This window comes from Salinivibrio sp. PR919 (assembly GCF_001995355.1).
GTDB lineage: Bacteria > Pseudomonadota > Gammaproteobacteria > Enterobacterales > Vibrionaceae > Salinivibrio > Salinivibrio proteolyticus.
In genome coordinates, this window is sequence record NZ_MUFL01000037.1 from 1 (window position 1) to 19,258 (window position 19,258).

General features: G+C 51.8%; 18 protein-coding genes and 1 other annotated feature. Of the genes, 8 read left to right on the forward strand and 10 right to left on the reverse strand.

Annotated elements, in window-relative coordinates; genetic code table 11:
• The first annotated feature begins 87 nt into the window (after positions 1–87).
• On the forward strand, positions 88–570 hold the full coding sequence (locus tag BZG83_RS08810; RefSeq protein ID WP_131825072.1) for a hypothetical protein: 483 nt from the start codon (positions 88–90) through the stop codon (positions 568–570).
• A gap of 126 nt (positions 571–696) precedes the next feature.
• Here BZG83_RS08810 and yciA read toward each other — a convergent pair whose 3' ends face one another.
• The 3 genes from yciA to BZG83_RS08825 form a co-directional block, all read right to left on the reverse strand.
• Positions 697–1,095 carry an acyl-CoA thioester hydrolase YciA gene (gene yciA / locus BZG83_RS08815; protein ID WP_069590096.1) on the reverse strand — a complete coding sequence of 133 codons (399 nt, stop codon included), beginning with the start codon at positions 1,093–1,095 and terminating at the stop codon, positions 697–699.
• A 93-nt stretch (positions 1,096–1,188) separates the two neighbouring features.
• Positions 1,189–1,731, reverse strand: coding sequence for a septation protein A (locus BZG83_RS08820; RefSeq protein ID WP_077480171.1), 543 nt, complete (start codon positions 1,729–1,731; stop codon positions 1,189–1,191).
• 150 nt (positions 1,732–1,881) lie between these two features.
• Positions 1,882–3,225, reverse strand: coding sequence for a sodium-dependent transporter (locus BZG83_RS08825; protein ID WP_077480172.1), 1,344 nt, complete (start codon positions 3,223–3,225; stop codon positions 1,882–1,884).
• A 566-nt stretch (positions 3,226–3,791) separates the two neighbouring features.
• Here BZG83_RS08825 and cls point away from each other — a divergent pair.
• From cls to BZG83_RS08845, 4 genes are all read left to right on the forward strand, one after another.
• On the forward strand, positions 3,792–5,252 hold the full coding sequence (cls, locus tag BZG83_RS08830) for a cardiolipin synthase (protein WP_069590102.1): 1,461 nt from the start codon (positions 3,792–3,794) through the stop codon (positions 5,250–5,252).
• Between the two features lie 222 nt (positions 5,253–5,474).
• Entirely contained in the window at positions 5,475–5,780 is a 306-nt protein-coding gene (locus BZG83_RS08835) for a hypothetical protein (protein WP_069590104.1), read from the forward strand.
• A 304-nt stretch (positions 5,781–6,084) separates the two neighbouring features.
• Entirely contained in the window at positions 6,085–6,627 is a 543-nt protein-coding gene (locus BZG83_RS08840) for a hypothetical protein (protein WP_077480173.1), read from the forward strand.
• A 10-nt stretch (positions 6,628–6,637) separates the two neighbouring features.
• Positions 6,638–7,855, forward strand: coding sequence for a GGDEF domain-containing protein (locus BZG83_RS08845; protein WP_077480174.1), 1,218 nt, complete (start codon positions 6,638–6,640; stop codon positions 7,853–7,855).
• 47 nt (positions 7,856–7,902) lie between these two features.
• On the opposite strand, the gene trpA is transcribed toward BZG83_RS08845, so the two are convergent.
• The 7 genes from trpA to aroF form a co-directional block, all read right to left on the reverse strand.
• Positions 7,903–8,724, reverse strand: coding sequence for a tryptophan synthase subunit alpha (gene trpA, locus BZG83_RS08850; RefSeq protein ID WP_077480175.1), 822 nt, complete (start codon positions 8,722–8,724; stop codon positions 7,903–7,905).
• On the reverse strand, positions 8,721–9,914 hold the full coding sequence (gene trpB, locus BZG83_RS08855) for a tryptophan synthase subunit beta (protein ID WP_046073436.1): 1,194 nt from the start codon (positions 9,912–9,914) through the stop codon (positions 8,721–8,723). The genes trpA and trpB overlap by 4 nt, the downstream gene beginning before the upstream one ends.
• Positions 9,915–10,018: 104 nt before the next feature.
• A complete protein-coding gene (trpCF, locus tag BZG83_RS08860) occupies positions 10,019–11,407 on the reverse strand; it encodes a bifunctional indole-3-glycerol-phosphate synthase TrpC/phosphoribosylanthranilate isomerase TrpF (RefSeq protein WP_077480176.1) in 1,389 nt (462 codons plus the stop codon).
• Positions 11,404–12,408 (reverse strand): anthranilate phosphoribosyltransferase, encoded by a 1,005-nt coding sequence (gene trpD, locus BZG83_RS08865; protein ID WP_077480177.1) that lies wholly within the window; start codon positions 12,406–12,408, stop codon positions 11,404–11,406. The genes trpCF and trpD overlap by 4 nt, the downstream gene beginning before the upstream one ends.
• A gap of 77 nt (positions 12,409–12,485) precedes the next feature.
• Positions 12,486–13,100, reverse strand: coding sequence for an aminodeoxychorismate/anthranilate synthase component II (locus BZG83_RS08870; protein ID WP_077480178.1), 615 nt, complete (start codon positions 13,098–13,100; stop codon positions 12,486–12,488).
• Positions 13,097–14,701 (reverse strand): anthranilate synthase component 1, encoded by a 1,605-nt coding sequence (locus BZG83_RS08875; RefSeq protein WP_077480179.1) that lies wholly within the window; start codon positions 14,699–14,701, stop codon positions 13,097–13,099. Before BZG83_RS08875 ends, BZG83_RS08870 begins: the two co-directional genes overlap by 4 nt.
• The gene (aroF, locus tag BZG83_RS08880) at positions 14,698–15,711 is read right to left on the reverse strand and encodes a 3-deoxy-7-phosphoheptulonate synthase (RefSeq protein ID WP_077458909.1); all 1,014 of its coding nucleotides are present in this window, start codon (positions 15,709–15,711) and stop codon (positions 14,698–14,700) included. The genes BZG83_RS08875 and aroF overlap by 4 nt, the downstream gene beginning before the upstream one ends.
• Positions 15,712–15,794: 83 nt before the next feature.
• Positions 15,795–15,889 (reverse strand) — a sequence feature (Trp leader region).
• 415 nt (positions 15,890–16,304) lie between these two features.
• Here aroF and rnm point away from each other — a divergent pair.
• The 3 genes from rnm (at position 16,305) to rluB (ending at position 19,192) form a co-directional block, all read left to right on the forward strand.
• A complete protein-coding gene (gene rnm, locus BZG83_RS08885; RefSeq protein WP_077480180.1) occupies positions 16,305–17,207 on the forward strand; it encodes an RNase RNM in 903 nt (300 codons plus the stop codon).
• 90 nt (positions 17,208–17,297) lie between these two features.
• On the forward strand, positions 17,298–17,918 hold the full coding sequence (locus tag BZG83_RS08890) for an L-threonylcarbamoyladenylate synthase (RefSeq protein WP_077480181.1): 621 nt from the start codon (positions 17,298–17,300) through the stop codon (positions 17,916–17,918).
• Between the two features lie 290 nt (positions 17,919–18,208).
• Entirely contained in the window at positions 18,209–19,192 is a 984-nt protein-coding gene (gene rluB, locus BZG83_RS08895; protein ID WP_077480182.1) for a 23S rRNA pseudouridine(2605) synthase RluB, read from the forward strand.
• The last annotated feature ends 66 nt before the right edge of the window (positions 19,193–19,258 follow it).

The following is a 19,258-nucleotide window of genomic DNA, read 5'->3' on the forward strand; positions in this document are numbered from 1 at the left end:
GTTATATCGTCGGCCATACGCTCGCTGTTGATGGTGGCCTCTCTTTGGTGTAGGCCATTTACATAGGATTAAGAGAATCACATTAATATGAAATTGCTAAATACATGTGTTGTACTTTTTTTCTCTTCGTTGGGGTTATCTTCCGCGGTAGCGTCTGAACTGCCGATCAATAAGAGTAACGTAACGGGGCAGTGGATATGCTCATTTACTATGCAGGGAGACAAAGTTTATGAGGAAAGTTGGGCATTAAAAGATCACAAGGAGTTCGTATTAAATGGGCGTGTTGAATATTTTCTTGGCGAGGAAAGTGCGCGCTTTTCATACAATGCTACGGGTGAGTGGGAGTTAATCAACGACACGATTAAGCTGGTTTACAATCCTTTTGAATTTCAGAGCAATGATAGCTTTAGCCAAGCCTATCTGTCAGAGATTGAAACCGTATACATTACGCCAGCATGGAATGGCACTCGGCGATTTCAGTACGACGTTGAGGCGTTATCTGAATCGCGTATGCAAATCGGCGATGACTACGACAGTTGGCAATGTAAAAGAAACGCAAGCGCTGACTAGGGCGTAGCAAACCACATCAACACCTGCGCTGCTTAGCTTAACCAGCGTGTTGTAGCGCGAAGTCGCTCGCTAGTGATGTGGCGATGAGTTGAAGAATAAGGGCCTGTTGATTAGCAGGCCCTTTTTTTATTTTTTGATCGGACGCGGACGACCGCTTTCATCAATGGCAACATAGTTAAATACGGCATCGCTCACCTTGTAGCGTTCGCCGACACCGTCATGCTTAACCGGTTTTACCCATACTTCGAGCGCGACACTCATCGAGGTATTACCAATGCGACTGCATGTACCATAGCAGCAGACTACATCACCCACGCTAACGGGCGCTTTGAAGGTGATTTCGTTCACTGAAACAGTCACGACACGTCCGCCAGAGATTTCTTTGGCGAGGATTGCGCCGGCTAAATCGAGCTGAGACATAATCCAGCCGCCAAAGATATCGCCATTGGCATTGGTATCGGCTGGCATCGCAAGTGTACGCAGCAACAGTTGGCCGCGTGGGCAGTTGTTTTTATTGTCAGACATGGCTCTCTTCACATCTTATTCAAAAGGGGCTAGCCCCTTTTTTTCAGGATAAGATTAGAATTGTGACCTCTGACACAGCATTTGGGCAAGTTTTTATTGGTCCGAGTTGCTCTCTTTGGGCATATGGCGGTAGATGTAGACACCGGTCGCGATGAGATATAAGAACGTTAAGATCATGGTGCCAAACACTTTAAAGTTCACCCAGACATCAAGCGGCATGCTGTATGCGACGTAAATATTGACCCCGGCTAGTACCGAGAAAAAACTCACCCACGCCCAGTTAATGGTGCGCCATACACGATCGGGTAAGTCCAGCTCTTTGCTGAGCATGTTTTTAATTAAGGGTTTACCCATCAGCTCAGAGGCTACCAAGCCCACCGCAAACAACACATAGACGATGGTCACTTTCCATTTAATGAAGTTGTCGTCATGGAAGAAGAGTGTCATTCCCCCAAACACCGCCACTAAAGCCGCAGTGACAATCTGCATTTTCTCCACTTTTTTATACAGCACCCACACTAAGGCGACTTGGATCAGGGTCGCGATGATCAAGGCGCCTGTGGCGACATAAATATCGTAAAACTTATACAGCGCGAAGAAGATAATGAGTGGAATAAAATCAATCAGTTGTTTCATAAAACGACACGATGCCTTTTAGGCGGATTGAACAAATGTTTTGGCAGTGTAACCAATTGTGGCGAGGGGAGGAAATACGAAATGGCGCAAAAAGGGGGAAGAGAAGATACCGCCCAGCGCATAACACCTCATGCACTGAGCGGTGTGCGGTTAGATCCAGTCCCAGCCAAAGACCAAGATCATTAAGATCGGGCAAATCACTCGTACATAGCCCGGCCAGACCTTCCAAAAAAAGGTTTCGCCAAGCTCAGGGCTACCTTGCACCAGCTCTTTCAAGATTTCGTTACGGTGCCATAGCCAACCTGCGACCAAGGCAAACAGCAGGCCAAGAATAGGCTGTGCGTATTCGGTGGTCACGGTAACCACCAAGCCGAACAGATCGCCAAAGTTATACACAATGGTGGCAGAGGCAAGGGTGATCAAACCACCAATCCACCAAACGGCTTTCTCTCGAGACTGGCGCAGTTCTTCGGTTGCACAAGCCACGGGCACTTCAAGCATTGAAATGGCCGATGTGAGAGCCGCAATGACCATCAGTAAGAAGAAAGCGAAGCCGATAAACAAGCCAGCACTGCCCATGGTATCGAACATGGCAGGCAAGACGCTGAACACCAGCGTATCGCTGCTGAGGAGATCCCCGCTTTCACTGTAAATCGCTACCCCGTTATGTTGGGCAACGAACATCGCTGGCATAATCAATAGTCCGGCAATAAAGGCGATRCCGGTATCGAGCAGTGCCACTTGGGCGGCAGTTTTGGGAATACTGGCTGACTTTGATAAGTAAGAGCCATAAACCATCATTACGCACACACCGAGGGAGAGCGAGAAGAAAGCCTGTCCCATTGCACTCACCACCAGACTTGGCGAAAGGTGAGAAGGATCGGGGATCAGGTACATTTTTAACCCCTCAATCGCGCCAGGTTGGAACAAGATGTACACCACCATCACTACGAAGAGTAAAAACAGTACTGGCATTAAGCGAGACGACCAACGCTCGATTCCGTTAGCAATCCCGTTACGAACCACCAAAATGGTTGGCACCATAAAGCACAGCATAAGGGCAAGGTTACGGGTTTCGCTAAATGACTCTAACCAGTTCGCCGCATTAACAAAGCCCAGCGCGGTGAGCAGTGGTGACACCATAAAGCCGACCAGCCAACCGGCGACAATGGCATAGAAGCTAAGGATACCGGTTGCTCCGAGCATACCGACTAAGCCGAGCAAGCGACCCAACCACTTTTGCCCACCTGCCACTGAGGATAAAGACCGAACCGGGTTAGCATTGCCGTAGCGTCCAATAGTGAGTTCTGCTATTAAAAGGGGATACGCTAGGACAAAAACCATGATCAAATAAATGAACAGAAAAACGGCGCCGCCGTTTGAAGCTGTTTGGGTCGGGAACCCCCAAATATTGCCCAGCCCAATCGCTGAGCCGGCTGCCGCCAAGATAAACCCTAATCGGGATGAAAATTGTGCGCGTTGTGTGTTTGCCATATCTACTCGTCAGTTTATGCGACATACCCGTTTAGCTCTACGCGAGTGCGTCCAGCAGCTTGGGTATAGATGATTGATACTGCTCATAATGCCCATCGCTGATGCGCGAGCGACACCTTATGGTGTGTAAACTTATAATTACAGAGCGAAGCTAGTGATTCGTTCCTCTAAGGCTCGTAAGTAAAACAGTTTATGCGTAAAATTTGAAGATCTTGCCGTATGTAATACCCCCAAACGAGCCAACTTCCCGATATTCTTTCCGCGCCTGCTTACTTATTCGCCGATAGTGAGTGCGATTCACTGTCTATAGTCAGTACCACAGTGGCTTTCTCTGTCGCAATTATTGATTTAACACAATGTTAACAAGGTGATGTTGCGTCACGTATTTCTGTGTCGGTTATTCATCTATGACATTACTACTGTGGGCTATTTCACTTTTGGTGACTGGTGTTGTCATAAATCTAGACAAAACACTGCTTGCACCCAGAGGCAAGCTAGGCAGAATAGGGGAAGACCATGTGGTTGATAACCCGTCGATTCCAACAATAAGGTGTGCGCAAACAAGCATGGAAAAAGTCTACGAGATCCTGACTCTTATTTTGTTACTCGCGTATTGGCTAACGATCGCGGCGGTCACTATTCGTGTGGTCTTTAAGCGTCGTGCGCTCGGGGTGTCTATCGCATGGTTGATGATTATTTACATCCTGCCGATTGTCGGTGTCATCGCCTACCTGCTATTTGGCGAGCTCAATCTCGGGAAGACGCGTGCGGTACGTGCCAAAGCGATGTTTGAACCGTATCGGCAATGGTTGCTCAGCTTACAGGCGTGTCCGGCGCATCGTCCTCAGCACGTGCGCGAGCAATCTCATCATGTTAACCAATTATGCCAAGCGCGGATTGGTGTCCCTGAATTAACGGGCAACCAACTTCACTTGCAGACCGATCCGGCAGATATTCTTAAATCCATTGCCTTTGATATTCGTCACGCTACACAAAGCGTGAACATGGTGTTTTATATTTGGCATCCTGGCGGCCATGCCGATGAGGTTGCGCAAGCCGCTTGTGATACCGCGAAGCGGGGCATACCGGTTCGTATCATGCTTGATTCTGCGGGGAGTAAGACGTTTTTCCGCAGCAAATGGCCGAGTGTGATGCGAGAAGCGGGGATAGAGCTAATTGAAGCACTGGCCGTCAATCCGTTTCGGATGTTTTTCCGTCGGCTCGACATTCGCCAGCACCGCAAAGTGGTGATCATCGATAATCATCTGGCATACACGGGCTCGATGAACATGGTCGATCCGCGCTTTTTTAAACAAAACGCGGGTGTGGGTCAATGGGTAGACGTGATGGTACGTGTTACCGGCCCCACCGTTCCTGTGCTCAGCAGCATCTTTTCTTGGGATTGGGAAGTAGAAACGGGACTGCGCAATTTACCCGCACAACCAGAATGCTCACTCATTGAAGATCACCAACATGCCAATCACGCGGTGCAAGCCATTCCATCGGGACCGGGTTTGCCGGATGGTATGATCCAACAGGTGTTAACCTTGGCTATCCACCAAGCCCATGACAGCATTACCATTACCACGCCGTATTTGGTGCCGAGTGAAGGGCTACTGTTTAGCTTACAAACGGCAGCGCAACGAGGCGTGAAAGTGACAGTGATTGTGCCGGAGAAAAACGATTCCTTAATGGTGGAGTGGGCCAGTCGATCCTTCTTTGCCGATCTAATGGCCTCAGGTATTGAGATCTACCGCTTTGGCGGCGGCTTACTGCACACCAAATCTGTGTTGGTTGATGAAAAGTACTGTTTGATTGGCACCGTAAACCTCGACATGCGCAGCTTATGGTTGAACTTTGAGTTAACGCTCACGGTCGATGATCCCGATTTTTGTGCCAGCGTGAACGCGCTACATCAGCGCTATCTCACCCAGTCTTTGCGAGTAGAACCTAAAACGTGGCAACAACGACCGGTTTATCACAAGCCGATTGAACAGTTTTTCTACATGTTCAGTCCGTTGCTATGATCTGCGTGCGCGTTTGATTGAACATGCACAAAGTGCGTTTGGTTATGCTTACCGTATAGGGGCCGTTATCCTAATCGCTTGTCAGTATTAAGATTATTAAGTGCCTCACAATTGGTAACCATTTATTCCCTTATATCCTAAAAATCCGGCGCCTTTCGCTGCCGTTTGARGGCAGAGTTACTACACTTACTAGTGCCCCATATCGAGTGACAGGAGGTAGACATGTCTATCCGTTCACGCAGTTATACATTGAACACCACACCCGCGCGAAAGGCGCACGTGCGGGTCGTGCCAAATGGCAATGTGTTGATCCAGATTGCCAACGAAAAAAAACCGCACCTCGCGGAATTTGATGAGGTGAAGTTTGAGCGTAAAGGAAAAATCACCCAGCTAGTCGCAGAGCATGTCGAGCCGGGAAGACGAGAAAATTGGGCACTGCCAATGCATCATGATGATGCAAACGAGCTGGCGTCCTTGATTGATCAGGCTCAGGAAGAGCTTGAAATATTAATGCGCGATCTTAGCTAATCAGCGTTGTTTGCCTGTCGATACACAGAGTATCGGCAGGCTTTTTTGTTTATGGCCTATTGCCCCTGCCTGCTCTCTATCCCTAACTTTTTTTGTGCTGCGAGTTTATCTCAATTGTGAGATTTGTTAATAAATGCTGGCTCAAACACTATAAATCGTTAACCCCTTTCAAGCACACTAGTCCCAACAGCGTCACATCCGTGACGTAATACAGACACGTGACTTACATTTGTGAGGCCAGCTTCAAGCCCCTTGCTGCTGACCGACAAGTCTCCGGTTGTCGTTATGATGTAACTGGTGAAAAATGAAAGAAAAACCTCGCACAGCCTTTCTTGCAGCACCTATTGTATTGCTGCGTGGTTTAGTTCAAGCCCCCAATGTCGCGATGGTGGTGATTGGCGTTTTGATTACCTTCAGCGCTGTTGCCGCCTTGCGCGTGCCGATCAATCTCACCGTCAGTGTTACTCCAGAGCATAGTGTGCGATTCAATCGACAGGCGCTCGAGGCCTTACCTTCGGCACAAATCATCACTCAAACTCCATTTACCCAAGGTGAGCAACGTTTTGAGGGTGTGGCGCTATCAACCGTTTTGGCCGCTGCGGGAATAGGGGAATGTGCTGACTTAACACTGAGCGCGATGAATCGATACCAAGCGATGCTCAGTGCCGACATGGTGGCACGTTATCAGCCAGTGATTGCGATGAAACGCAACGGGCAAGCGATGACACTCAGAACACTCGGTCCACTTTGGTTAGTGTTTCCTCTCGACCAATACCCGGCCATTCAGAATGACCAATTCTATTCGGCAATGGTGTGGCAGCTGACTGACATAACGTGCCAGCCCTAAGGAGTGACGAATGATGAGAAATGCCCAACTGAAGGTGATGCCGATTAAACGCACTATTTTAGTGGTGTGTATTGCGATCATGGCGATCGGTGTGGTGGTAACCACCAATAAGATCACCGCGTTATCTGAGCGCCTAACCAACGGCCAAAGCAAGCTTGTGTGGTATATGCTCAGCTTGTCCAAAGAGTACGATGCGCTGATCAGCTTGCTGGAACGCTACCAAGGTGGAAAGAGCAGCTTTGATCAGTTGGCGATTCAGCATGAGATCTTATGGAGTCGCTTTCCGGTTGCGATAACAATGGCGAATAGTGGTGATACGGAACAGGCGCATCCGACGGCGCTACTAAAAACCCTGTTCGCTGATCTTAAAGGGTATGAAAGCCGCTTCTATGCCTTGCGCTTTTCCAGTCAGGGCATGAGCCAGCTGATTGCGCATTATCGCCAGCAGCGTCAATTGCTCGATGGCTTTTTTCAGCAATCGTTAGCCATGCCGGGTAATGGTTATCGCGAGCATACGCGGTTACTTAACCAGCTCGGACAACTGACCACCGTGATGACGTTAGGGATGATAGCCGTGGGCGCGACAGTATTGATGCTGCTGGCATTGGATGCCAAACGCTATTATCGCTTAGCGCGCGAAGACCAACTGACAGGGTTGCACAATCGCCATTGGCTGTTTGATACGTTAAACGGTCGCTATGTATTCAATACTCGTAATATGGCGATATTGGTGATCGACCTTGATGGCTTTAAGGCGATTAACGACAACTTTGGCCATGATGTGGGCGATCTTTTTCTGTCTGCGTTGGCAGAAAAGCTAGCGATGGCACTCCCGCCGCATGCGGTCATTGCACGGTTAGGAGGCGACGAGTTTGCAGTGGTGATGCCTAATCAGCGCGACGATGAGTCGATAGTGCTTGCTCGTGTTCTTGTCGACGTGGCGCATCAACCGATCCTCATTGACACATACCTCTGCCAAGTGTCGGCCAGCGTGGGTATCGCGCATGGAAAGGATAAACTGAGCGGAGAGCGTTTACTGACCCATGCGGACACGGCAATGTACGCCGCAAAGCGGGCAGGGAAGAACCAATATCGCGTGTATCATGACACCATGCAGCCTCCCAATGGAAAACGGCACAGTCGTGAGGAATCGCGGTTCGAAGAGGTCACCTATCAGGTAAGTAGCCATCCGCAGGGCGATGCTGAACAGACATCGCCCAACGCTTAGTATTATCAAACTCAGTATTATCAAGCTCAGTGTTATCCAGCTTGGTATTATTGGCGTGCTGTCGCCGCTTTCATGGTTTTGACGAATTCCGTTAGTTTCGCCAGCATCGTGGGTAYATCATGTTGATGCTGCTCGATGATCTTCACCACCGCCGAGCCAGAAATGGCGCCTGCCGCCCCGGCGCTAATTGCCGCTTTGACTTGCTCAGGGGTCGAGATGCCAAAGCCAAGCAGCGGACGCGGTGCTTCATGATGATGCAAGGTGCCGAGTAAATGCTCAACCGGAGCCCCTGCTTTGGCTTCTGCCCCTGTGACGCCGGCGCGCGACACCAGATAGGTATAGCCACGACCCAGCTCCGCAACCTGAGCTAAGGTGGCATCGTCTGCGTTGGGTGGCGCAATAAAAATCGGATCAATACCATGCGCTAGCGCTTGTTCGCGAAATGGCGCAGATTCAGCAATTGGCACATCTGCTACCAGCACTGAATCGACACCCACTTCCGCACACCGGCGGTAAAAAGCGTCAATACCACGGGCGTAGACGAGGTTGGCATACATCAGCAACCCAATCGGAATGGTCGGATGCTTGGCGCGAATGGCTGCCAGCATGTCGAAACAGGTATCGGGTGTGGTGCCAGTGGCTCGGGCACGTAATGTCGCGTCTTGAATAGTTGGCCCATCAGCCAATGGGTCGGAAAACGGCATACCAAGCTCCAGCGCGTCGGCGCCGCCTTCAACCAAGGCATCGACCACGGCGAGTGATTGTTCTGGATTTGGATCCCCCAAGGTGACAAAAGGAACAAAGGCACCTTGCTGTTTGGCATCCAGATTTGCGAACATCGCTTGATATCGAGTTGATGATGCCATCATGACAGCTCTCCTTTGCCTTCTAAAATGTCATATACAGTAAAGATATCTTTATCACCACGTCCGGATAGATTGACCACCAAAAGCTGCTCTTTTTCAGGATCAGCGGCAATCATTTTTTGGGCTTGAGCCAGTGCATGGGCAGATTCTAGCGCGGGAATAATACCTTCGTTGCGCGCAAGCGATTGAAACGCTTCTAAAGCTTCATCGTCGGTGACCGCCGGATATTCGGCACGACCAATGGCGTTAAGGTGCGCATGCTGCGGCCCCACCGACGGGAAGTCTAACCCTGCAGACACTGAATACGACTCTTCGACTTGGCCATATTCATCTTGCATCAATGGGGACTTCATACCGAAGAAAATACCGGGCTTGCCGTGCTTTAAAGGCGCGCCGTGTTGATCGGTATCGAGTCCTTTGCCCGCGGGCTCAACACCAATTAAACGCACATCTTTGTCATCGATAAAGTCAGCAAACATGCCAATGGCGTTTGAGCCACCGCCCACACAGGCGATCACTGCATCCGGTAAGCGGCCTTCTACCTGCTGAATTTGCGCACGGGTTTCCTCACCAATAATGCGTTGAAACTCGCGCACAATGGTCGGGAAGGGGTGCGGGCCCGCCGCAGTGCCGAGCAAATAGTGGGCGGTATCATAGTTGGCTGACCAGTCGCGCATCGCTTCGTTACATGCATCTTTTAACGTCGCAGAGCCCGCATGTACTGGGATGACGGTGGCACCCATCAGCTTCATTCGAAACACATTAGGACTTTGGCGCTCAACGTCTTTGGCCCCCATGTAGATGCGGCATTTCAGTCCCAGTAGCGCACACGCCAGCGCAGTCGCCACACCGTGTTGGCCAGCTCCGGTTTCGGCAATGATCTCTGATTTGCCCATACGCTGGGCAAGCATCGCTTGGCCCAGTACTTGGTTGGTTTTGTGCGCACCACCGTGCAGCAAGTCCTCTCGCTTAAGATACAGCTTGGTGTTCGTCCCTTTGGTGAGGTTACGACAAAGCGTCAACGCGGTGGGTCGTCCGGCATACTCTTGCAGCAGGCGGATAAAATCGTCTTTAAAGTTCGGGTCGTCTTGGGCATCAATAAACGCCTGTTCGAGCTGATCAAGCGCAGGCACTAGAATTTGGGGCACATACTGACCACCAAATTCGCCAAAATACGGGTTAAGCTTGCTCATAATTATCCTTTTACGTCTTTAACTGGGGCCGAGATAGTTTGACGGTCTTGGCGACATCTATCCTCTCAGCGAAATTATCTCGGAAAATCAACTATCTCGAAAAATCAATAGCGGCGAAGGGCGCGGAACGCCGCTTGTAACTTGTTGGCATCTTTCACGCCGGGCGCATGCTCGACGCCGGAGTTAAAATCCAGCCCAAGGCACCCTTGTTCAGCCGCTTTGGCCGCATTCTCGGGGGTGAGCCCGCCGGCAATCATGACTTTGTCTTTGGCGGTTTTAGGGATCAGGTGCCAATCAAAGGTTTTACCCGTGCCGCCAGATTGTTGGCCGACTCGGCTGTCGATAAGGTGGCGATCAGCATTCACGCCATCTAAAGCCGGTGCGACATCAGAGACACCGTGCGCTTTCCAAATTTCACAGTGCTTAGGGAGCTTCTCACGCAATGCTTGTAGATATGCTGCGTCTTCATCCCCATGCAGTTGCACCGCGTGAAGGCTGAGCTGTTGTGCGTACTCAGCCACGGTATCTAGCGCATGATTTTGGAACACGCCCACATAGCGAAGCGGCGCGCCTTGCTGGACGCGCTCGGCCACGACGGGTGTGACAGCACGCGGAGAGTGCTCAACAAAAATGAGTCCGCCGTAGACAGCGCCAGCGTTATAGGCGGCGAGGGCATCGTCGGCGGTGGTAAGCCCACAGACTTTATTTTCCCCCAAGATCACTTTACGTAGCGCGAGGGTCAGATCGGGCTCTGCCATTAATGCACTGCCAATTAAAAAGCCATCCGCGTGGTGGGCAAGATCGCGCACATGACGGTGGCTATGAATACCACTTTCTGAAATCACGATCGCTTTTTCGCCCACTTGTGGTGCTAAACGTTTGGTGCGATCGCGATCGATGCTTAAATCACGCAAATTCCGGTTGTTAATTCCAATCACCACCGCCCCTAAGGCATTGGCACGTGCGAGCTCGTCTTCGGTGCTCACTTCGGTAAGCACTCCTAGCTTTAGCGACTCGGCTAAATCGGCCAGCTCGCGGTATTCGGCGTCGTCGAGTACTGACAGCATCAATAAGATCGCATCGGCTTGATAATGACGCGCGAGGTAAACCTGATAAGGGTCGATAATAAAATCTTTGCAAAGCACAGGCGCATCGACTTGTGCGCGCACGATCGGCAAGAAGTCAAAACTGCCCTGAAAGTGGTCCTCGTCCGTCAGGACTGAAATGGCCGCGGCAAAAGGTCGGTAGGCACGGGCAATACTGGCCGGATCGAAGTCTTCTCGAATCAACCCTTTTGAAGGCGAGGCTTTTTTGCACTCCAAGATAAACTGTGACCCCGGCGCGGCAAGTGCAGCACGAAAATCGCGATCACTGGGCGTCAGTTGGTCGATAAAGCTATCCAGCGGCTGAGCACTTTTGCGCGCGGCTACCCAGCGTTTTTTGTCATCGACAATGCGGCCTAAAATGGTGTCGTTGAGGGCTGAGGTGGTCATACTGCGCTCCTTTGTGCTAACGCTTGCATGATGGTGTAAGGCTTGCCCGACGCCATCACGTCCAAGGCCTGTTGTGTGTTTGCTTTCAAGTCTTCTTGTCCGAATAAGCGTAGCAAGAGTGCCACATTGACAGCCACTGCCGCTTGCTGGGCGTCTGTGCCTTTACCTTGCAAAATCGCGCTGATCATCGCCCGGTTCTGCTCCGGCGTGCCCCCAGCAATGCTGTCCAGCGGGTATTCGGATACACCAAAGTCGCTGGGGGTTAAGGTGTAATGCTCAATTTGGGTCGGGGTGATTTCTGCCACCGTTGTGGGGCCGTGGATAGCCACTTCATCCAGACCGTCACCATGAACCACGGCCGCGCGCGTCATGTTGAGGTTTTGCATGGTTTGTGCAATCGGCGCAACTAGGGCTTGGTCGTACACGCCCATCAGCTCAATGCTAGGTTTCGCCGGGTTAATTAACGGCCCAAGCAGATTGAAGATGGTGCGCGTTTTCATCGCTTGGCGCACGGGCATCGCGTGTCGTACGCCGGTGTGGTATTGTGGCGCGAATAAAAAGCAGACGCCCAGATTATCCAAGGCCTCGCGGGCGTGGTCGGCAGGCATCGCCAAATCAATGCCAAAGGCGGCGAGTAAATCCGATGAGCCTGATTTGCTCGATACCCCGCGGTTGCCGTGTTTGGCCACTTTAACGCCACAAGCCGCGGCGACAAAGGCAGCCGTGGTTGAAATATTAATGGTGTTCGCGCCATCGCCTCCCGTGCCAACGATATCGGCAAACGGATAACTGGGGCGGGGGAAAGGTTCGGCGTTGTCGGTGAGTGCTTTTGCTGCGCCCGCGATTTCTTCAGGCGTTTCCCCTTTAATCTTCAATGCGGTTAACGCAGCCGCCAATCGCGCTGGCTCGAGTTCGCCCTGAATGATCGCACTAAACAGCTGCTCGCTTTGCGCTTGGCTGAGTGACTGTTGTTGGTAGAGCGTCTCTAGTAGTTGATCCATCACTATACTTAACCTCGGTATTTGTCTGTTCGAGCTCCGTGCTTATCTGGCACGTGTTGTTGTAAGCGCTAATGTTGTTAGCGCTGATAATAGCCACTGGCCCAATCGATGGTGTGGGTGAGCAGGGCAGCACCTTGTGCGGTCAAAATAGATTCTGGGTGGAATTGATAACCGACCACGTAGTCGGTATTACTCACCACGGCCATTACTTTCTGATCGTCGCCATCCAAGGTCGTGGCGATGACATCCAAGCTGGCCGGCACCTCAGTGGCCACCAGCGAGTGATAACGGGCCACGGTGAGCGGGGATGCCAATGGGCCAAATACCGCATGTTGCTGGTGGTGCATGGCCGAGGCTTTGCCGTGCATGATGGTGCCAGCACTGGCGACTGTGCCGCCGTAGGCTTCGACGATCGCTTGCTGACCTAGGCAAATCCCCAGCATTGGCACTTGGCCGCGCAGTTTTTCAATCAATTCGGGCATACAGCCAGCATCAGCCGGCGCGCCAGGGCCGGGCGAGAGCACCAGCAGTGGTTGGGGCAGGGTTCGAATGTGACGAGCAATCGCCTCAGCCTCTAAATGATTGCGGAACACCGTGACCGGGTAACCGAGTGCGCGAAATTGATCTACTAAGTTATAGGTAAAGGAGTCCATGTTATCGAGCAGGACGATGTCCATTGGCGGGGTACTCATGATTGGCCTCCTTGATGGGCGGTTTGAATCGCATGGATCACCGCTTGTGCTTTACCGCGGGTTTCGTCCGCCTCGGCTTGTGGGTCAGAATCAAACACTACACCCGCGCCGGCTTGCACGGTGGCAACGCCGTTTTCAACGTAGGCAGAGCGGATCACAATACAGGTATCCATCTCACCCGAACCGGTAAAATAGCCCACGGCCCCGCCATAACTACCGCGACGGCACTGTTCGGTGTCACGGATAAGTTGCATCGCGCGAAGCTTGGGCGCACCGGTAAGCGTGCCCATATTCATACAGGCTTGGTATGCATGCAGCGCGTCTAGATCGGGTTTCAGCTGACCCACCACCCGAGAAACTAAATGCATGACGTGGCTGTAGCGGTCGACTTTGAGCAAGTCGGCGACATGGCGGCTGCCGGGCGTGCTAATTCGCGCCACATCGTTGCGGGCCAAATCGACCAGCATCATGTGCTCGGCATTTTCTTTTTCATCATTACGCAGCTCAAGCTCAATGCGGCTATCCAAGTCGTGATCAATGTCTCCTTGGGCGGTTTTTCCCCGTCGGCGCGTACCGGCGATGGGATAAATCTCCACCTGATTAGTCGCTTGAGTATATTTGAGGGCGCTTTCCGGCGAGGCGCCAAACAAGCTAAATTGGCTATCGCGCAGATAAAACATATACGGGCTAGGGTTGCCACGCTTCAACGCTCGATAAGCATTGAGCGGCGAGGGACAGGCGAGGGTAAAGCGGCGCGATGGCACCACTTGAAACACATCTCCGGCAATGACGTGCTTTTTCAGCGCGTCAACTTGCTGACAAAAATCTGAATCGGAGACCGAAACCGCAACGCTGTGATCGGTCACCACGGGCGCTTCTGGAAGCGGCGCAGGCGATAAGCAGGCTTCTTTGATGCTCTGCAAGCGACGCGATAAATCCACATAGTGGACGCGAGCGTTATCACCCCCAAATAAGGTGCCTTGTAAGCGCGCTTGGCGGTGCTGGTGGTCAATTACTAGTAAGCTTTCCGCGACATAAAACAGGTAGTCGGGGCAGTGCTCGGTGCCGTCCACCGCTGGTAGCGTTTCAGTGCTGGCCACCAAATCATAGGCAAAAAGGCCACCGATAAAGAGCGCATCGTCCGGTTGATTATCCAACGCGATACTTTGTTTGATGACACGCAGGGCATCAAACACCGACGCTTGGCGCAGACGGGCGTCTTCATCCAATAGCGCACCATTGTCGTTAGGATGGTGGAACGTCAACGTCAGGGCGGGAAAGTCTCCATCGTTGGCATGTGCTACCTCACAGACGAGGGCTTTCAGCGCTGCGCTCTGGGCGATGCTCTCCAGCAAATGACTGCCATTATGAGTAAGCGCTTGTAAGGTGACGCGCTGCCCGCGGCATTCAATGCGCACGGCGGCATCGATCAGCATCAGGCTTTTAAGGTTGCGTTTGGAGTCAATCTCTGCCGACTCCAACAGCATGCTATAAGGCTTATCTTGGCACACGGCGGCATACAACTCGGTCGGGTCGGCCACATAAGGCACCGAGAGTTGGAGCGTATCGAGCTCGCCATGTTGGGGATCATGAGTGTTCACAGCTTTCTCCCTGCCGCTTGCACAAAGGGGGTAAGTTCTTGCATCAGCTGCGCGAACATATCGCCGGTTAACGCTTGGTGGCCGTCTGACAGTGCTTCGCTCGGGTTTAGGTGGCTTTCCACAATGATGCCATCCGCGCCCACGGCCGCAGCGGCGCGTGATAGTGGCGTCACTAGCTCTCGCACGCCGGTACCATGGCTTGGGTCGACCAACACAGGCAAATGGCTGCGCTGCTTCATCAAGGCCACGGCATTCAAATCCAAGGTGTTACGTGTGGCGGTTTCGTAAGTGCGAATACCGCGTTCACATAAAATCACATTGGGGTTACCTGCATCGACAATATATTCCGCCGCCAGCAAACATTCTTCGATAGTGGCGGAAAGCCCACGTTTTAACAAGACAGGTTTGCCGGTTTCGCCTACCGCTTTGAGTAAGCCATAGTTTTGCATGTTACGCGCGCCAATTTGCAAGCAATCGATGTACTCGCACACCGCGTCGACTTGGCTAATTTCCATTACTTCTGACACGGTTGGCATGCCGGTCAGGTCACTGGCTTGTTTGAGCAGTTTTAATCCTTCAACCCCCATGCCTTGGAAATCATAAGGGCTGGTGCGAGGTTTAAAGGCGCCGCCCCGTAACACACGTGCGCCGTGCGTTTTGACTCGCTCCGCCACGGATAGCAATTGAGACTCCGACTCCACCGAGCAGGGACCTGCCATGACCACGAAGTGTTGACCGCCTACAGGTACATTGCCGATATGCACCACGCTGTCATGCGGCTGTACATCGCGGCTCACGCGTTTGTACTTGGTTAGAATCGGTTTGACTTCCTCAACCAGAGGGTTGGCTTCAAAATGGCATTGTTGCAGCACACGTTCATCACCCAGCGCACCCAATACAATGCGTTCCACACCCGGCATATAAAGCGGTTTTAAACCGCATTGCTCGATTTGATTGAGGAGGACGTTGGCATCCTGCTCAGTGGCTTGRGGCTTAAGTACAATAATCATCAAATATCCTTTTAAACTATGGTTGCCGGTTACCGTGGCTGATTGCGTGGTGGCACGATAACGCGTGATGGCAAAACTAAGAGACAAAAACGCCCGCATCAGTGGCGGGCGTTGTGAATAAGGTAGCTGTTTATACAGCGCGTCACACCGCCCGTGAGGAGCCGTGCCACCAAATAAGCGCAACAGAGGTCATGGATGTCGCCAATACACTCATGGCCTGTGCGGCAGCTGGTGCAGTGTGAATCGAATGTGATCTAGACGCGGCGTTGAAATACATGCTGCGAGACTCCGTTGTGACTGTTACCCTTAGCGCCATATCGCTCCCCAAGACAGAGAAACGGTGCGCGTTAACTTGTGTACTAGTAAACTGATATTTTGCTTCTGTGTCAACGGGGAAATCGAAAAGAATGCAGAAAAAGTGCGGAATAAGCACACGATAGTAAAGAACAAAGATATTCACCGTGCTCGCTAAGCGCTGATTAACATGGCGCGTTCGCATTGACTGAGCCCCGTAGCGCGTACTCAGCCTCAGGCTGATAAGACACACACTGACAGTGCCAAGGCGCGAGCACATTAAGGAAACCCGATACATCATGATCATTGATTTACATAGCCATACCACTGCTTCCGACGGTCGCCTATCACCAAAAGATTTGGTGCAGCGCGCGGTCGAGCGTCGCGTGGGCGTGTTGGCGATTACCGACCACGACACCACCGCCGGGCTGGTGGAGGCGCAAGCAGAAATCGACCATCAAAACTTGCCCCTTACACTGGTCAACGGTATTGAGGTTTCAACCTTGTGGCAGAACTTTGATATCCACATTGTGGGATTAAATGTCGATCCCCAGCACCCGGCATTAACCGCATTGATTGCTGAACAAGCTGAGCGACGCCAACAACGGGCTGAGCTGATTGCTGAGCGGTTAGAGCGTTCGCATTACACAGGGGCGCTCGCGGGTGCGCGTGAACTGGCTGGCGATGCGCCGCTCACCCGAGCGCATTTTGCGCGCTGGTTGGTCGAGCAAGGCCACGCGAAAACCATGCAAGCCTGTTTTAAGCGCTTTTTAACCCGAGGGAACACCGGCTATGCACCACCGAACTGGTGCTCGATTGCAGAGGCCGTTGAAGCGATCCATGAGGCTGGGGGAAAAGCGGTGCTTGCTCATCCTGGCCGATACAAGCTCAAAGCCAAGTGGCTGAAACGATTACTGGCCGCGTTTTCTGAAGCCAATGGCGATGCTATTGAAGTCGCTCTTCCTCAGCAGTCGCAACAAGAGCGTCGTTTGCTGGCCGATTACGCGCGAGATTATGGATTGTTGGCCTCGCTGGGATCGGATTTTCATTATCCCTCTCCGTGGACAGAGCTGGGCCGCAATTTATGGCTACCCAAAGACAGTCAGCCGGTTTGGCATGACTGGACATGGTTAGACGCGGCTGAACAAAAATGGCAATCAGTAAATCAACTAGATAGCGACAAGCCAGACGCGTTACAATAGACCTATAAGAAGGATTATCCGGCGCGCTAGCCACCAACGCTGGATCGCGGTTGAGCATCCTAGTGTGGCGGAGCTAAAGCAGGAGGAACCATGAGTCAGTTTTTTTACGTCCACCCAGAGAACCCGCAAGCGCGGTTGATTAATCAAGCGGTGGCGATTATCCGAAATGGTGGGGTGATTATTTATCCTACCGATTCGGGCTACGCATTAGGCTGCCAACTAGAAAATAAACAGGCGCTAGAACGCATTTGCCGGATTCGTGATCTCGACAAAGACCATAACTTTACGTTGCTATGTCGTGATTTATCCGAGTTATCGCTTTATGCTCGGGTGGATAATACCGCGTTTCGCTTGATTCGAAATAACACCCCCGGTGCTTACACCTTCATTTTGAAGGCGACGAAAGAAGTGCCGCGCCGATTAATGAACCCGAAGCGTAAGACCATTGGCATTCGCGTACCGGATAACCGTATCGCGCTTGATTTACTCGAGGCGCTGGGCGAACCCTTGATGTCGACGTCATTGATTTTGCCGGGCAATGATTTTACCGAATCCGATCCTGAGGAGATTCGCGATCATTTAGAGCACAGTGTGGATTTGATTATGCACGGTGGCGTATTGGGTGAGCACCCCACCACAGTGGTTGATTTTAGTGAAGGCAACCCAGAAATTCGCCGCCACGGCGGTGGTGATCCACAACCATTTGAATAAAAAATGAACCAAGTGTCACCATGAGCCGTAATGACTCATACAATGCGATTGCATTGTGACAATGTGCTAGTTCTGATGTTGTGTCAGCGACATGTTGACCTTCCATTCCCGCCCAGCCGCCTTGCTGGGCTTTTTTTATTTTAAAAAGTCAGAGCCAGCCGAAACTGTTTCTCTATCCCTTGGGTTCTTGGTATTATTCGCCTCCTGGTGACGAAACCCGTCAGCAAACCAATTAATGCCAACCGTGACAGTAATGACGCCTGTGAAGGCGACAGTAAGGTAAGACAAACATGAGCGAAAAATTGCAGAAGGTGCTAGCGCGTGCTGGCGTAGGTTCACGTCGTGAGATGGAAAGCTATATCCAATCAGGGCGTGTGAGTGTGAACGGTGTGGTTGCCAAGCTTGGCGATCGTCTTGATGATCCGAGCGCGCTGGTGCGTGTAGACGGTCATCCTGTTCAACTAAGTGCGCCTTCTGAGTCTGTGTGTCGAGTCCTCGCATACAACAAACCGGAAGGCGAATTGTGTACGCGTAGCGATCCAGAAGGTCGTCGTACTGTCTTTGATCGTCTTCCCAAGCTAAGAGACGCCCGTTGGGTTGCTGTCGGTCGTCTGGATGCAAACACATCAGGCTTGTTGCTATTTACCACTGATGGTGAATTAGCAAACCGATTAATGCATCCAAGCCGCCAAGTGCAGCGTGAATACATGGTACGTGTATTCGGTGAGGTGAACGAAGACATGGTGCGTAATCTTGTCTCTGGTGTTGAGCTAGAAGACGGCGTAGCGCGTTTTGAGGACGTTGTTTACGCCGGCGGCGAAGGCATGAATCATACCTTCTATGTGGTGATCACCGAGGGACGCAACCGTGAGGTGCGCCGTTTGTGGGAAACCCAAGGGGTGACGGTGAGCCGTCTGAAGCGTGTTCGTTATGGCGATATCTATCTCGAGAAAGACTTGCCACGTGGTGGCTGGCGCGAGATGGAGTTAAAAGAAGTGAACTACTTGCGAGAAATGGTTGAAATGAAACCAGAATCGCAAACAGTGATCACCCCAGAGGATCAGAAGCGCAAAAAATCACGCCAGAAAATTCGCCGTGCTGTTCGCCGCTATGAAGAACGTATTGATTCTGATAGCAAACCGAAAAAAGCGCGCCAAGCGCGTCGTGGTAACGCACCCGCTGGTGGGCCGAAAGGCAGTGGACCTAAGCCTAAACAAGGCAACCCTCGAGCAGGCGCGCCGCGTGGCAAAGGCAAACCGCGCACCCGCAAATAACGTTTATAAAGCGGCATTTAAAAAAGCGTTAGCTAGAGCCCGGCACCTGCCGGGTTTTTTATGCGC

Coding starts and splice junctions, on each gene's coding strand:
- trpCF (WP_077480176.1), bottom strand. CDS start 11,407: ATGACCACCTCAGCCCTCAACGACACCATTTTAGGCCGCATTGTCGAT.
- BZG83_RS08820 (WP_077480171.1), bottom strand. CDS start 1,731: ATGAAACAACTGATTGATTTTATTCCACTCATTATCTTCTTCGCGCTG.
- trpD (WP_077480177.1), bottom strand. CDS start 12,408: ATGGATCAACTACTAGAGACGCTCTACCAACAACAGTCACTCAGCCAA.
- BZG83_RS08870 (WP_077480178.1), bottom strand. CDS start 13,100: ATGAGTACCCCGCCAATGGACATCGTCCTGCTCGATAACATGGACTCC.
- BZG83_RS08840 (WP_077480173.1), top strand. CDS start 6,085: ATGAAAGAAAAACCTCGCACAGCCTTTCTTGCAGCACCTATTGTATTG.
- yciA (WP_069590096.1), bottom strand. CDS start 1,095: ATGTCTGACAATAAAAACAACTGCCCACGCGGCCAACTGTTGCTGCGT.
- rnm (WP_077480180.1), top strand. CDS start 16,305: ATGATCATTGATTTACATAGCCATACCACTGCTTCCGACGGTCGCCTA.
- BZG83_RS08810 (WP_131825072.1), top strand. CDS start 88: ATGAAATTGCTAAATACATGTGTTGTACTTTTTTTCTCTTCGTTGGGG.
- rluB (WP_077480182.1), top strand. CDS start 18,209: ATGAGCGAAAAATTGCAGAAGGTGCTAGCGCGTGCTGGCGTAGGTTCA.
- BZG83_RS08890 (WP_077480181.1), top strand. CDS start 17,298: ATGAGTCAGTTTTTTTACGTCCACCCAGAGAACCCGCAAGCGCGGTTG.
- trpB (WP_046073436.1), bottom strand. CDS start 9,914: ATGAGCAAGCTTAACCCGTATTTTGGCGAATTTGGTGGTCAGTATGTG.
- cls (WP_069590102.1), top strand. CDS start 3,792: ATGGAAAAAGTCTACGAGATCCTGACTCTTATTTTGTTACTCGCGTAT.
- BZG83_RS08835 (WP_069590104.1), top strand. CDS start 5,475: ATGTCTATCCGTTCACGCAGTTATACATTGAACACCACACCCGCGCGA.
- BZG83_RS08845 (WP_077480174.1), top strand. CDS start 6,638: ATGATGAGAAATGCCCAACTGAAGGTGATGCCGATTAAACGCACTATT.